The organism is Aeromonas sp. TW 6 (genome assembly GCF_013168745.1).
In the GTDB taxonomy this organism is placed as follows: Bacteria; Pseudomonadota; Gammaproteobacteria; order Enterobacterales; family Aeromonadaceae; genus Aeromonas; species Aeromonas caviae.
On the sequence record NZ_JABERS010000015.1, the window covers coordinates 16625 to 30970 of the forward strand.

Annotated in this window: 13 protein-coding genes and 1 pseudogene; 6 read left to right on the forward strand and 8 right to left on the reverse strand. The window is 61.9% G+C overall.

The window, feature by feature from the left end:
* Positions 1-220: 220 nt before the first annotated feature.
* A complete protein-coding gene (gene ribA, locus HKD46_RS09430; RefSeq protein ID WP_010675003.1) occupies positions 221-814 on the forward strand; it encodes a GTP cyclohydrolase II in 594 nt (197 codons plus the stop codon).
* A 66-nt stretch (positions 815-880) separates the two neighbouring features.
* Here ribA and HKD46_RS09435 read toward each other — a convergent pair whose 3' ends face one another.
* Positions 881-1783 (reverse strand): LysR family transcriptional regulator, encoded by a 903-nt coding sequence (locus tag HKD46_RS09435; RefSeq protein WP_171865342.1) that lies wholly within the window; start codon positions 1781-1783, stop codon positions 881-883.
* A gap of 93 nt (positions 1784-1876) precedes the next feature.
* Here HKD46_RS09435 and HKD46_RS09440 point away from each other — a divergent pair, with 93 nt between their 5' ends.
* Positions 1877-3130, forward strand: coding sequence for an MFS transporter (locus HKD46_RS09440; protein ID WP_171865343.1), 1254 nt, complete (start codon positions 1877-1879; stop codon positions 3128-3130).
* Here the strand turns inward: HKD46_RS09440 and HKD46_RS09445 are convergent.
* The 5 genes and pseudogenes from HKD46_RS09445 to HKD46_RS09465 all read right to left on the reverse strand — a co-directional run bounded on the left by HKD46_RS09445 (position 3115) and on the right by HKD46_RS09465 (position 9018).
* The gene (locus HKD46_RS09445; RefSeq protein WP_171865344.1) at positions 3115-3669 is read right to left on the reverse strand and encodes a VOC family protein; all 555 of its coding nucleotides are present in this window, start codon (positions 3667-3669) and stop codon (positions 3115-3117) included. The two genes, HKD46_RS09440 and HKD46_RS09445, sit on opposite strands and share 16 nt — an antisense overlap.
* Positions 3663-4427: a hypothetical protein gene (locus tag HKD46_RS09450; protein WP_010675007.1), complete on the reverse strand. Its 765-nt coding sequence runs from the start codon at positions 4425-4427 to the stop codon at positions 3663-3665. The genes HKD46_RS09445 and HKD46_RS09450 overlap by 7 nt, the downstream gene beginning before the upstream one ends.
* A gap of 153 nt (positions 4428-4580) precedes the next feature.
* Positions 4581-5306, reverse strand: a complete 726-nt coding sequence (gene nfsA / locus HKD46_RS09455; RefSeq protein WP_134997463.1) for an oxygen-insensitive NADPH nitroreductase — start codon at positions 5304-5306, stop codon at positions 4581-4583.
* Positions 5307-5373: 67 nt separating this feature from the next.
* Positions 5374-6923, reverse strand: a pseudogene (locus tag HKD46_RS09460) (AbgT family transporter).
* A gap of 154 nt (positions 6924-7077) precedes the next feature.
* Positions 7078-9018: a bifunctional diguanylate cyclase/phosphodiesterase gene (locus HKD46_RS09465; RefSeq protein WP_029314665.1), complete on the reverse strand. Its 1941-nt coding sequence runs from the start codon at positions 9016-9018 to the stop codon at positions 7078-7080.
* A gap of 322 nt (positions 9019-9340) precedes the next feature.
* On the opposite strand from HKD46_RS09465, the gene HKD46_RS09470 reads away from it, so the two are divergent.
* The 4 genes from HKD46_RS09470 (at position 9341) to HKD46_RS09485 (ending at position 12450) form a co-directional block, all read left to right on the forward strand.
* Positions 9341-9889, forward strand: a complete 549-nt coding sequence (locus HKD46_RS09470; protein WP_223918117.1) for a DUF2982 domain-containing protein — start codon at positions 9341-9343, stop codon at positions 9887-9889.
* 83 nt (positions 9890-9972) lie between these two features.
* The gene (locus HKD46_RS09475) at positions 9973-10917 is read left to right on the forward strand and encodes a LysR family transcriptional regulator (RefSeq protein ID WP_171865345.1); all 945 of its coding nucleotides are present in this window, start codon (positions 9973-9975) and stop codon (positions 10915-10917) included.
* 46 nt (positions 10918-10963) lie between these two features.
* Positions 10964-11986, forward strand: a complete 1023-nt coding sequence (locus HKD46_RS09480; RefSeq protein WP_039038699.1) for a response regulator — start codon at positions 10964-10966, stop codon at positions 11984-11986.
* A 32-nt stretch (positions 11987-12018) separates the two neighbouring features.
* Positions 12019-12450: a PAS domain-containing protein gene (locus HKD46_RS09485; RefSeq protein ID WP_171865346.1), complete on the forward strand. Its 432-nt coding sequence runs from the start codon at positions 12019-12021 to the stop codon at positions 12448-12450.
* A 63-nt stretch (positions 12451-12513) separates the two neighbouring features.
* Here the strand turns inward: HKD46_RS09485 and ltaE are convergent, their stop codons facing one another.
* Together ltaE and HKD46_RS09495 are read right to left on the reverse strand one after the other, a co-directional pair.
* Positions 12514-13530, reverse strand: a complete 1017-nt coding sequence (gene ltaE / locus HKD46_RS09490; protein WP_128314237.1) for a low-specificity L-threonine aldolase — start codon at positions 13528-13530, stop codon at positions 12514-12516.
* A gap of 86 nt (positions 13531-13616) precedes the next feature.
* Positions 13617-14324 (reverse strand): short-chain dehydrogenase, encoded by a 708-nt coding sequence (locus tag HKD46_RS09495; protein ID WP_171865347.1) that lies wholly within the window; start codon positions 14322-14324, stop codon positions 13617-13619.
* Positions 14325-14346: the final 22 nt, after the last annotated feature.

The window sequence follows — 14346 nt, forward strand, 5'->3', positions numbered from 1 at the left end:
TCCCTGTCGGGATGGGGTAATGGGCGCCGATTATACCCGAATGCGCCGTCGCTGGCAGTTGTCAGGGCACACAATTGCGCAAAAGTCGTCGCGATTGCACCTATTCTGACCAATCGGGTTAACCCACTTCTCACGCAAGGTTTTGTTCTTATGGTTGTTCCGGACAATGCGCGCTAAACTGGCCGCCCTTTTTTAAGCAGCTGTAGTCAGGAGCAACCATATGAGCAGCGTTACCCTCGTGGCCAAATCCAAGTTGCCGACCCCCTGGGGCACTTTCACGCTGGTTGGCTTTCAGGAAACCGGCACGGGCAAGGATCATGCCGCGCTGGTGATGGGCGATATCGCAGACGGCGAACCCGTGCTGGGACGCATTCATTCCGAGTGTCTGACCGGGGATGCCCTGTTCAGTCTGCGTTGTGACTGCGGCTTCCAATTGCAGGCCGCGCTGGAAAACATCGCCAAGGCGGGCCGCGGCGTCCTGCTGTATGTCCGTCAGGAAGGGCGAGGCATAGGCTTGCTCAACAAGATCCGGGCCTATCATCTGCAGGATCAGGGGGCCGATACCGTGGAAGCCAACGTGGCGCTTGGCTTTGCCGCCGACATGCGCGACTACACCATCTGTGCCGACATGCTCAAGGCGCTCGAGGTCAAGTCCCTGCGCCTGATGACCAACAACCCGCGCAAGTTGAAGGCGATGGAATCCTTTGGCATCCCGGTGGCGGAGCGCGTGCCCCTTCAGGAAGGTCGCAATCCCCACAACGAGTTTTATCTCTCCACCAAGGCAAACAAGCTGGATCACCTGTTCAAGAAGTAAGGTTGCATCCACCTTGTCAGCATACGCCTCCAGATTGAAGGCGTTTTTATTGGTGATACCACTCAATCATTGAGTATCTGTAGCGCAATGGTGAGAAACATCCCCTTGTGCCAGCAAAAAATCCCGCAACGCCCGGTTCGCCATGGAGAGCGGATCCCCCCGTCGCCAGGCGACGCAGAGATCCAGGAAGATAGGGGGTGAAAAAGGGATGCCGGTGAGGGCCGGCTCCTCTTCCAGCGCCATGCGCAGGAAGGTGGTCACGGCGAATCCCTGACGCACCACCGCCTTGAGCAGCGGGATGAGATTGCTTTCGAACGCGATGTCAGGCTCTACCCCCAGCCCCTGCGCCAACACCTCCATGTGTTCCCTGTGGTAGAAGCCTCGCCGGAACATGGCGAGCTCCTGGCCGAAGAACTGTGGCAGCGAGACCGACTCAGCGCCGCGCAGCGGGTGCTCCTCCCCCACCACCATCAGCATCTCTTCCTGCAGCAGTTGCGCCCCCTCGAGGGCCGGTGGCAGATCGCTGGTGATGAGGATGGCGAGATCCAGACTGCCATCCACCATGCGGCTGAGCAGCTCCCGGGTGCCCGCCTCCTCCACCCGGATCTTCAAGCCGGGGTAGCGATGCTTGAACGCCATCAGGATTGGCGGGAAGTAATAGGATCCCATCATGTAGGGGATGCCGATGCGCACCTCCCCCCGCTCCAGCCCCTTGAGCTCGGCCATCTCGGCCTCGGCCTGGTGCATCTGGCGCAGCAGCCGTTCGGCGTGGCGACAGAGGACCTCTCCCTCCGGGGTGAGGCGCACGCTGCGGTCCTGCCGGTCAAACAGCCGCAGATCGAGCTGCTGCTCCAGCTTGGCGATGGCCATGCTGACGGCAGGCTGGGCCACGTTCAGCCCCTGGGCCGCCCTGGTGAAGGAGCCGGCATCGCGCACCGCCAGCAGGTATCCGAGCTGTTTCAGATCCATATCAATTTCATTTATCAGGGTGATAACTTAAATATATTATATTTATACGTTTCGTCGCACTACCCTGCACAAAAGTCGTCGGGACAACTCCATATGATCGAAGTAGGCAGTCGCGAATGGATACGCGCCACCCTGGCCCTCAGCCTGGGTTCCTTCCTGGTATTCCTCAATCTCTACCAGACCCATCCCCTGCTGCCGCTCCTGGCAGAGGTTTTCTCGGTCAGCGCCCTGTCCGCCAGCTGGACGCTGGCAGGCTGTACCGCAGGGCTTGCAGGCTCCCTGCTCGTCTGTGCCCGTCTGGCTGATCGGTTCGGACGGCGGCGGGTCATGCTGTGGACCCTGGCGGCCGCCATCCTGCTCTCCCTGTGCATCCCCTGGGTCACCCACTTTGATGTGCTGGTGAGCCTGCGCATCCTGCAAGGCGTCCTGCTGGCAGGGCTGCCCGCCGCCGCCATTGCCTACATGGGGGAAGAGTTCAGCAAACGTGCCCTCATCGTAGCCGTCGGCGTCTATATCGCGGCCAACTCCCTGGGGGGCATCGCGGGCCGGGTGGTCGGCGGTCTGCTGGCTGGCTGGTTTGGTGACTGGCAGCACACCTTCCTCGGTATCGGGATCATCAGCCTCGCCCTGCTGCCACTGGTCATCTGGCTGCTGCCCGCCCAGCGCTGCTTCGTGGCCGTGGAGGCAGCGCCTGGGCAACTGCGCCGCGCCATCCAGAGCCACCTTGGCAACCCCTTGCTGGTGGGGGCCTATCTCATCGGCGGCCTCAACTTCATGGTCTTCCTGAACCAGTACAGCTATCTCACCTTCCTGCTGGCCAAGGCCCCCTTCTCCCTGCCGACCCAGTGGCTCGGCATGCTGTTTCTGACCTACCTCACCGGCACCGTCGCCTCTTCACTGAGCGGCCGCGGGGCCCATCGCTGGGGAGCACAACGTCTGCTGCTGGCGGGAATAACCTTGATGGCACTCGGCAGCCTGGCCCTGTTGCAGGGGAGCCTTGTCGCCATCATCGGGGGATTGCTTGTCTCGAGCTTCGGCTTCTTCCTGGCCCACGCCTGTGCCAGCGCCTGGGTCGGCCAGCACGTGGAGCACAACCGGGCGCTCGCCTCGTCGCTCTATCTGGTGGGGTATTACCTGGGGGCCAGTCTGGGCGGGCTTTATCTGCATCCCTTCTGGGAGCAAGGGGGGCTCTGGGGTCTGGTGCTCGGCATCGAGCTGGTGTTGATGATCACCGCGGGGTTGAGCCTCTGGCTCGGTCACTTGAAAGGACGTGTGGCGCCCGCTTGTGCGTTGACGCCACAGGATCAGGCTCCCGTCAACGGGCCCTTCCCTCACAGACCGTCATAATAGTCCGCCGGTACCGGCACCACGGCGCCGGTGCAGAGCTCTTCGTCGATCACCTCGTCAAGCGGGCGCAGATGAAACTTGATCTGCCCAGAGGGCAGCATCAATCCTATATCCGGATTGCGTCCGTCATCGATGTTGCCGGTCTTGAAGGGGACATCCGGATGCCTCGTCACCAAGGTCGTGAGCGAGGGCACCACCAGCTCGATATGTTCGAGCCCGGCCTGATGGCTTCGACCCGCCTTGGGGGCGGCCAGTTCGATGCAGGGGACGGTCACCTGCTCCCAGCAGACGGGCTGGTGCAAGCGATAGGTGGCGATGGGACGACCGCCTATCATCCCCTCCACCAGCAAGACTCCGTGGGCGGCCAGCACCGCTTTCAACTCCAGATATTCCGGCAGGGTGGCGGCGCGGTAGCAGAGGTGATCCACCACGGGGGAGTCCTTGACTCCCATGACGGCATGCATTTCCGTGAGCAGTTGGCAAACAAATGGGGCCATGGGCCCCAGTGTGGAATCCAGGGGATGTGACATGATCACCATTTCTTCTTGGGTTGGAACAGGACGTCCAGTTCGTCCGTCTCTTTGTCCTTGATGTTTTGCAGCTCCTTCTCGCTGTGCTGCTGCAGGTGTTCTTCCAGCTGGCGCATCCCCTGACGCATGTCCTCTTCCCGCGCCAGCAGGTAGGGATCCTTGTCGGTGACATTGGCCAGCGCCCCCAGTCCCTTGGTGTAGAGCTGGCGGCAGGTGCCGTACTGCCCCTGGATCTGGGCATCCATGGCCCGCTTGAGCAGGTTGGCGATGTTGATCTTGAGCTGCATCAGCTCGAGGCGGCGATCCTCCTGGGCAAAGCCCTGGGGATCTATCTTGCCCTTGTTGTGCTCGACCCGCAGCACGGCCCGCATCTTCTTGGCCAGTTGCAGCATCTGGATGGCCTGGCGGTCGGACTCCGGCGTCTTGAAATGCCCCTCGTCCTGGCTGCTGTAGTTCTCCTGCACGTTTTTGATCTGGAGTTGGACGTCGGCGATGCGCTGCTTGACCTGCGCATTGGGCATCACCAGCGCGATGGCGCGGTAGGCATCCAGGATCCGGTGTTGCAACAGCAGCACCATGTTTTTGGAAAAGGGCACCAGGTTGACGTTCAGCAACACCTCTTCGGTCTCGTCTGCCACCGCCTTGTGACGGGCAATGGCCTGGCGCTTGTCCGATTCGGCCTTCTGCTTGTATTGCTGCACCACGTTATAGGCGATGACCAAAAACAGGAGTGCGCCGATTGACAGCAATATCAGGGTTAAAATCATAGGGTGTTCACACTCCAGTCCCAATCCAATTGCGAGATCCTACAACAGCTTAGCCTCATAGGGTAGCGCCCAGATCCCGTATTGCCTCACAAGAACGCTCGCAGGCGGTGACCGCATCCGGTGCGTCATGCTCCATATCGCCCGCCGCCCCCATTACTTGAGGCAAAAACCCTTCGACTGCAGGAATCCCAGCATGAAGGGCCTCGCCTCCTTGCCCAGGATCCCCCTGATCTGCCCGCTCCAGGTCTGATCCTTGTTGTTGCTGCTGCGGGCCTGGTAGTAGTCATGGATCTGCCCGTCGTACCGGGCCAGCAGGGCGCGGTCCAGGGTGACAGGATAGCGGTTTTCGTGCACCACCAGCGCCCGGGGCAAACGGGGCTTCTGTTCAGGCTGCTGGGCGGGATGACCCAGGCAGAGGCCAAAGAGCGGGATCACCCGCTCAGGCAGACCCAGCACCTCGCTCACCTCGGCCGGATTGTTGCGAATGCCGCCGATATAGACCCCGCCCAGCCCAAGTGACTGGGCCGCCAGCAAGGCATTTTGCGCCATCAGGGCGCCGTCGATGGCCCCGATCATGAGCTGCTCCACAAAGCCGGTGCGGGCCTCCGGCACTATCTGGCTGTGACGATGGTAGTCGGCGCAAAACACCAGAAACTCCGCCGCTTCGACCACATAGGCCTGATGGCCGGCCAGCTCCGCCAGGGTGGCCCGCAACCCCTTGTCGGTGACCCGGATGATGCTGTTGGCCTGGAGGAAGCTGGAGCTCGCGGCGCTCTGGGCGGCGCTCAGGATCTGATCCAACTGCTCTGCGCTGACGGGCTCTGAGGTGAACTGGCGAATGGAGCGATGGGAAAGAATGAGATCGATGGTCGGGTTCATGGTACCTCCGGAATGAAGGTCACACTCTACCCAAAAAAAGCGGGGGGCCCAAGGCCCCCCGTCACCCTCAAGGGGCAGGATAGACATAGGGGGCCTGCAACCCAAGCGGGAACCCCAGCGCCCAGTAGATCAGCAGGAAGCCCGTCCAGCTCACCAGGAAGGCCAGGGAGTAAGGCAGCATCATGGAGACCAGGGTGCCGATGCCTGTGCTCTTCACATACTGCTGGCAATAGACCACCACCAGGGGGAAGAAGACCATCAGCGGGGTGATGATATTGGAGGCGGAATCCCCCACCCGATACGCGGCCTGAGTCAGCTCGGGCGAGATCCCCACCGCCATCAGCATGGGCACCAGGATGGGGCTGATGAGGGCCCACTTGGCGGAGGCCGAGCCCACCACCAGGTTGACGGTGGCCGTCAGCAGTATGATGCCGACGATGGTCACCTCTCCCGGCAACGCCAGGGCGTGAAGCACCTCGGCACCAGAGAGCGCCAGCAGGGTACCGAGGTTGGAATCCCCGAACGCCTTGATGAAGAGGGCGCAGAAGAAGGCCATCACCATGTAGGAGCCCATCTTGTTCATGGTGGCCGACATGGCGTCGATCACATCCTTGCCGCTCTTGAAGCTGCCGGCGACAAAGCCGTAGACGATCCCGGGCAGGATGAAGAGCAGGAAAATGAGGGGCACGATGGACTTCATCACCGGTGCGGCGAAGGTGGTGAGGGAACCGTCCGGTGCCCGCATCGGCGAGTCGCCGGGGGCCAGCGCCAGCCCCAGCAGCACCACGGCCGCCAGGCCCAGTTGAAGGCCCGGCTCTCCTGAGCGCTGTAACGACCCATCTCGTCGGCGCTCTCCAGATCCTCGTTGAGAGGCACCTGCTTGAGGCGCGGCTCGACAATCTTCTCGGTGACAAACCAGCCCACGCAGATGATCAGCAAGGAAGAAGCGCCGGTGAAGATGATATTGCACAGGGTGTTGACCATGTAGTCAGGGTCGAACAACTGGGCTGCAGACTGGGTGAAACCCTGAAGCAGCGCATCCCCGCCGGAGGGCAGGAAGTTGGCGGCAAACCCGCCGGAAACCCCGGCAAAGGCTGCGGCAATCCCCGCCAGCGGGTGGCGACCCGCTGCATGGAAGATGATGCCGCCAATGGGGATCACCAGCACATAGCCCGCATCGGCGGCGGTATGGCTGACGATGGCCACTAGGATCAGCATGGGGGTCAGAAAGCGCGCCGGCGTCACCTTGAGCAGCTTCTTGAGCCCGGTGTTGATGAAACCGGACTGTTCAGCCACCCCGACCCCCAGCATGGCCACCAGCACGATGCCAAGGGGAGCAAACCCGGTGAACGTGGTGACCATGCTGGCGAGAAAGTCCGCCAGCCCTGCCCCGGTCAAGAGGTTGTTGATGACCACGGCCTCTCCGGTGCGGGGATTGACCAGATCGAAGGAGAACTGGGAGCCTATCCAGGAGCCGACCCAGACGATCAGCAAGGCATAGAGGAAGAGCATGGCGGGATCCGGCAGCTTGTTGCCCGCCTTCTCCACCCCGTTCAGAAAGCGGTTCAACCAGCCGTTGGGAGGGGCCGGACGCTCGTTCACTGCAGCTTGACTCATTATGGTGATACTCCATTACCAAGGAATGAGCGCGCATACTAGCGATAACGTCTAATGGATCCCATGATATGAGACAAAAATTCGATTAATTATGTTTAATTTGGCATCTCACACTTCATAAATGGGAGATGCCGCACATTTATCGACAACTTGCTCAATGGTTTGCGAGGGGATAGCGGCCCAGCCGGCACTGTACTGCGAACCCCGCTGCCGCCACCTCTTCCGGGGTCATGGGACGGCTGAACAGAAATCCCTGGAAGACGTGGCAACCCTGGGTCTGCAGGGCCGCGAGCTCGTGCTCCTCCTCCACCCCTTCCGCCAGGATCCCGAGCCCCAGACTGGTGGCCATGGCCACCGTCGCCCGGATCACCGGCAGGTTGAGCCCCACCACGAAGGAGCGGTCCAGCTTGATGGTGTCGATCGGCAACCGGTTGAGGTAGGCCAGGGAGGAGTAGCCCGTCCCGAAGTCGTCGATGGCGATCTTGATCCCCTGCTCGCTCAGGGCGTCGAGGATCTCGATGCACCCCTTCATGTCGAGCATCAGCACCGTCTCGGTCAGCTCCAGGGTCAGCAGCGCCGCCTCCACCGAGAATACCTCGAGCAGTTGGGCCACCAGCTCCGGCAAACTGGCAGAGAGCTGGAAGCCCGAGAGATTGACCGACACCGGCACCCTCACCCCGTCCTGTCGCTGCCACTCCCCCATCTGGGCCAATGCGGTGGAAAGCACCCAGCTTCCGATTTCCCGGATGAGCCCCATCTCTTCGGCCAGCGGAATGAACTCCGCCGGCGACACATGGCCAAGCACGGGATTGTACCAGCGTACCAGGGCCTCGAAACCGATGACCCGACCTTGCGCCACATCCACCTGGGGCTGATAGCGCAGGCTGAGCTCCCCCCGCCCGACGGCCTTGGCCAGGAACTGCTTCAGGGTCAGCTTGCGGTGCAGGCTTTGCTGCATGCTGGGGGTGAAGCGCTGCCAGCGAAGCCGCCCCATCTGCTTGGCCTGGTACATGGCCATGTCGGCACGGGTGATGAGGTTGTCGCCGTCATCCGCGTCGTCCGGGTAGATGGCGATGCCGATGCTGCCGCCGATGGTGACCTCGGGGACACCGCTCAGCTGCAGTGGCTTGCTCATCTGGGAGAGCATGAGATCCGCCACCTCCTGGGCCCGATCGCTCGCCTGGTTGAGGGGCACCAGGGCGGTGAACTCGTCCCCGCCAAGGCGCGCCAGCTCCACGTCCCGCGGGCAGATCTGCTTGAGCCGTCCGGCGACCCGCTCCAGCAGGCGATCCCCTGCCTTGTGGCCGTAGTTGTCATTGACCAGCTTGAAGTTGTCCAGATCCATGAACACCAGGGCAAAGCGCCCCCCGAGGCCGCAATAGGCTTCCAGGGATTTCATCAGGCCGTAGCGGTTGAGCAGCCCGGTGAGGGAGTCGTGCCAGGCCAGGTGGCGATGCTCCAGCTCTTCGAGCTTGCGATCCGTGATGTCCCGCATGGTCAGCAGGATCCGTGCCCCCTGCTGGATATGGCGAAACTGGTACTGGAACCAGCGCATCCCCTTCTGGGTGCGGCACTCCCCTTCGGCCACTACTTCGTCCAGACGGGAGAGGCGACGATAGAAGGCCTCGTCCGCACCGGAGAAGATCTGGGGCAGCGTCAGAATGCCGGTGCCAAAGCACATGTCGAAGTGATGGTTGCCGCTCTCGAGGCGCCCCTCGTTGTCAAAGAGACAGGCCAGGGTGTCGCCGGTGGCGAGGGAGGACTCCTGATAGAGGGTGTCGGCATCGATGACCGCTTCCGCCATCATCATCTGCCTTCCGGCAAGCTGGATCCCGGAAAGACGCAGATAGACCTGCTTCTTGACCCCCTTGGGCGAGAGGGTCCACCACTCGTTGTAACTGCGCTCCTGCTGGAAATCGCCGAGATAGCGCTGCAGCAGCAGATCGATGGCGGCGGCCATGTCGGCGGAGAAATCCCGGGACTTCAGCTCGGCCAGGGAGCTCGCCTCCCAGAGCCCGAGGGCAGCATCGTTGGCCCAGTAAATATGATGACGCTGGATGTCATAGACCCAGACCGGCGTGTGGAGGACATCCATCACGGTGAGCAGGCGTTCGTCTAGCGTATTCATGTTGAGTGATGATTCATGCTGAAAGCTCATGGTCGAACCAGCCGCTTGCGCCCCCTGACAGGAGTATTCACGCTGGTACAAAATCCGTTCCGGCCCATAATCGGATAACAAACGGATGAAAAAAGGCCGAAATCATATGAAAACGCTACATGTGATCCCCATGGTACGAAGAAATGGACTCACACTGGTATTGTTGGGCATGGTGATAACCATTGCTATGATTTTTATACTTTTTTTTCTTCGTGAACAACTACTAATCCCCGCCATTTCCCTCCTCCTGGCGGGTCTGATGACAATTCTTGTCGGGGTTTGGAAACTGGGTGAGCCTCATTTTAGTCTCTCTTTGTGTCAGGACTGCCTGCAATACCATCACAAGTACGGCGGCTGGATCCTGAAATGGAGAAATATTCAGCGAATTGACCAACCACGTATCCATTTGGGGTGGGATCTGGTGGAGCTGCCCTACATCGGCTTGAAAATAAAGGATTACGACGCTTTTTTGACGCTGATCACACCCCGGCTCGCCGTCCGTCTGCTGACCGAGCAGCGCGCCGTGCTGATGCAGGCCATGCGAAGCGAGCGCTCCGACTGCCCGACCGGAGGGTGCGGCAGTGGGCTCCTGGGAGAGGGACTGCTGGAGGAGAGCCGCTTCTGCTCACCCTCCGGCCAGCGCTATGAGGGGGTGATCGCCATGCTCGGCAACCGCATGGCACGGCTGCGTGATCTGTTGGGGTACGATCTGCTGGTGCCGGACAACAGCCTCGACAGATCCCCGGAAGATTTCGTCCATCTGCTCCAGCAATACCAGCGCGAGTCGAATCTAATCCAGATCAATTAAACGCCGGATTGCGCTTGCCAAGCCCGGTGACTCTTCATAAGGTCACTGGCTTGTTACAGCCAGAACACCCCCTAAAACCGCTTATGAAGTACATCGAAGAGTTCTATCTGTTCGTCAAGGTGGTGCAAGAGGGCGGTTTCTCCCACGCCGCCGCTGCGCTGGGCATGCCGACCGGCACCATCAGTCGACGTATCTCCCAACTGGAAGAGCAGCTCGGATGCAGCCTGCTGCACAGATCCACCCGCAAGCTGCGTCTCACCGACGAAGGGCTGCGCTATTACGAGCGCCTCTGTACCCCCCTTGCGGAAATAGAGCAGGCCACCGGCGAAATTCGGGGTGAGGAGACGGACATCAGCGGCCTCATCCGCCTCGCGGCCCCCATCGCCCTCTCCAACACCATCCTGGTCGACATGCTGGTGGACTTCGGCCTGCGCTATCCCGGGGTACAGTTCGACATCCGCCAGTCCAACGATCATGCCCTCCAGGCGGATCAGGACAGGGACCTGGTCTTTTTCAACGGCGAGCTTCCCCAGACCCTGCCCAACGCCCTCTGTCTGGGTCACATCCAGTACGGTCTGTTCGCCTCCCCCCTCTATCTGGAGAAGATGGGTGTGCCCTCCCACCCGACCCAGCTGGAAGAACACGATCTCATCTACTGCTGGCCTCACCAGCACTGGCAACTGAACGGGCGGGACGAACAGACGGTCTGCATCAAGCGCACACCCCGCCTTTGCATCGACCAGACCCAGGCCGCCGTGCGGGCAGCCCAGCGCCACCTCGGCATCGTCAACGCCCCGCAGCACTATGTGCACCCCTTCCTGCAAGATGGTCAGCTCGTCCCCGTCCTGCCTGACTGGCAGTCGGGAAAACGTCCCTTCTACATGCTCCATTGCCAGCCCCGGTTCACCCCGTTGCGTGTTAAGATGTTCGCCGATTTCGTCGAGAAGCACTCCGAGCGCTATCGCACCCGTCAGCAGAACGATCAATTTTCACCGGCGCAACCGCTGCCCGTTGCATCTGACGGCTGATGACCCACACTTAGCGCAATCCTCGTTGCACAGGTCGGCTAACACTATGAATGTATTGATATGTGATGACTCCGGGTTCGCGCGCAAACAGCTGGTGCGCGCCCTGCCCGCCGATTGGGATGTCACCTTGCACCAGGCCGCGGACGGACTGGAAGGGGTCGAGCAGATCCTGATGGGGCACGGGGACCTGATCTTTCTCGATCTCACCATGCCGGAGATGGACGGATATGGGGTTCTCGAGACCCTCAAGCGAGAGGGGGTGCGCAGCAAGGTGATCGTGGTCTCCGGCGACATCCAGCCGGAAGCCCATGAGCGTGTCATGGCCCTTGGCGCCCTCGATTTCATCAAGAAGCCGGCCTCCCCGGACACCCTCCTTGCCCTGCTCAAGCGCCACGGTCTGTGGCAATCGACCACCCAGGTGACGGCCATCCAGCCCCAGCCCGTCGCCAGCCACCAGGCTGCCCAGAGCAGCATCCAGTTCACCCCCGAGCTGCGGGATGTCTATCAGGAGCTGGCCAACGTCGCCATGGGCCAGGGGGCGGATCTGCTGGCTCGCCTGCTCGGCGCCTTCGTGCTGCTCCCCATCCCCAACGTCAACGTGCTGGAGGTCTCCGAGCTGCACATGGCGCTCTCGGCCGCCGCCGAGTCGGAGACGCTCTCCGCGGTCTGTCAGGGCTTCATCGGGGCCGGGATCGCCGGGGAGGCCCTGCTGCTGTTCCACGATGCCAGCTTCCAGGACCTGGCCCGCCTGATGAACCATCAGGGGGAGCTGGATCACGGCGCCGAGCTGGAACTGCTGATGGACACCGCCAACGTGCTGATCGGCGCCTTCCTGCGCGGCTACGCCAACCAGCTCGACACCCCTTTTAGCCAGGGTCACCCCGTGGTGCTGGGCCAGCACAGGCCCATTCAGGATCTCATTCGGACCAACCAGAGCCGCTGGCGCCGCACTCTGGCCATCGAGATCAACTATCGGGTGCAGGGCTATGCGGTGCAGTGCGATCTCTTGCTGCTGTTTACCGAAGATTCCATCGCCACCATGAACAACAAGATCATGCACATGCTCTGACCGCCCCGCGGCAGCAACCACCAGGAGTGACCATGGACATTCGGGAATTTCATTGGCTGATGAACATCGTCCAGAATCTGGACGTGGGGCTGGTCGTGCTCGACAGGGAGTACCGGATCCAGGTGTGGAACGGCTTCATGGAGAGTCACAGCGGCCGGCTGGCAGGCGAAGTGCGCGATCAAGGGCTGTTCTCGCTCTTCCCCGATGTGGACAAGGTCTGGTTCGAGCGCAAGGCCAACATGGTGTTCAAGCTCAACAACCGTGCCTTCAGCACCTGGGAACAGCGCCCCTACCTGTTGCGCTTCTCCAACTACCGCCCCATCACGGGATCGGCCCCCTACATGTACCAGAACCTGACCCTGGTGCCGCTGGCCGACTTCGCCGGAGAGGTCACCCACCTGGCCATCATGATCTATGACGCCACCGACGAGGCCATGCTGATCACCGGCCAGCGCCAGGGATGACCGACCCTGCCATGACAACAAGGGCGCCCGATGGCGCCCTTGTTGTTGCGATGGGGAATGGCGTCAGCCACTCAGGTACTCGGTGAAGGCGTCGATCACCTCGTCGATGTCATCGTCGGTGATCTGCAGGTGGGTCACCAGCCTGAGCTCCCCGTAGCCGGAGAAGAGAATACCGCGCTCCTTCATGAAACCCAGCAAGGTGGCGGGATCCCCCTGGGTCAGGCGCAGGAATACCATGTTGGTCTGCACCTCCCCCATGTTGAGTGTGATGCCTGGCAAGGCGGCCAGCCCCTCTGCCAGACGCCTGGCGCGGCGATGATCATCCGCCAGCCGGGCAACGTGCTGATCCAGCGCGAACAGGGCGGCCTGGGCCAGGATCCCTCCCTGGCGCATGCCGCCCCCCAGCATCTTGCGCAGCCGTCTGGCGTGGGCGATGAACGCAGCCGATCCCACCAGCAGGGAACCCACCGGTGCCCCCAGTCCCTTGGAGAGGCAGACAGAGATGCTGTCAAAATGCGCCGCGATGGCGGCCACCGGCTCCCCGCTTGCCACCACCGCATTGAAGAGGCGAGCCCCGTCCAGGTGCAGCTTCAGCCCCTTCTCGTCGACGAATTCGCGCATGGCGCGCAGGTAGGTCAATGGCAGCACCTTGCCGTTATGGGTATTTTCCAGGCAGACGAGGCGCGTCTGGACGAAATGGGGATCATCGGGAGCGATGGCCCCCCGCACATCCTCGATGGCCAGGGTGCCGTCCGCCTGCATGGGGACGGATTGCAGGGCCACCGAGCCCAGCACGGCAGAGCCCTGGGCCTCGTAGCGATAGATGTGGGAGGCCGCCCCCAGCACGGCCCCTTCCCCACGCTGACAGTGACTCATCATGGCCAGCAGGTTGGACATGGTGCCGGAGGGCACGAACAGGGCCGCCTCCTTGCCAAGCAGTTCGGCGCCGCGGCGCTCCAGCGCATTGATGCTGGGATCTTCCCCATAGACATCGTCTCCCACCTCGGCATGCAGCATGCTCTGGCGCATGGCTTCCGTGGGTTGGGTCACGGTATCACTTCGTAAATCGATATAGCGCATGTCATCCTCCTGATGCAGGACGATGACATTAACCAGCCGACACCCGGCTGGCAAGAAACGGCAAGCGGGAATGTGAGCCCGGCGGCTCACCAGGGCAGCGACTGACCCTGCAGATCCACGAAACGGCCCGAGTGCGCCGGCGTCAGTGTGGCCATCAGATCCAGCAGGCGGACGGCGACCTCGGCGGGGTCCTGCAGCAAAGCGGGATCCGTCTCCTGAAGAAAAGGTTGCTGCATGGGGGTATTCATGAGGCCGGGATGCACGGTGATGACACCGGCGCCGGGAAAACGTCCTGCCCACTCACCCGCCAGGATCCGGGATCCCATGTTGAGGGCGGCCTTGCTCATGCGGTAGCTGTAGTGGCACATGGCCTCCTGGCCCCCCTCCTCCAGGCTTCCCGCCCGATCCGAGAGAGTGCAGAGCCAGAGCGTGCTCTGGGACATCATGCGCCGGCTGAGGTTGGCACCAAGGGCTAGGTGGGGCCAGGCATTGGCCAGCAGACTCTCTTCGAGCCATTGGGGGGTCACCTCCTCCACCCGCCGCTCCGGCATGTGGGCAAGATCATGGAGCAGGCCTATGGTGTTGATCACCACCGTCGGTAGGGTGGTGCTGTCATAGAGGGTAAAGAGGGCCTCAAAGGAGAGCGAGTCCACCTCCTGCAGCGGAAAGTAGCAGGCGGGATCCAGCCCCCTGGGCAGTTGCCTGCCCGCCAGCAACCACTCTTCGCCCCGTCTGGCCAGCTCCCGTGCCAGCGCACTGCCCAACCCGCCACTGCCCAGGATCAGATAGCTCATCTGCGTGTCCTTGGATTTGATC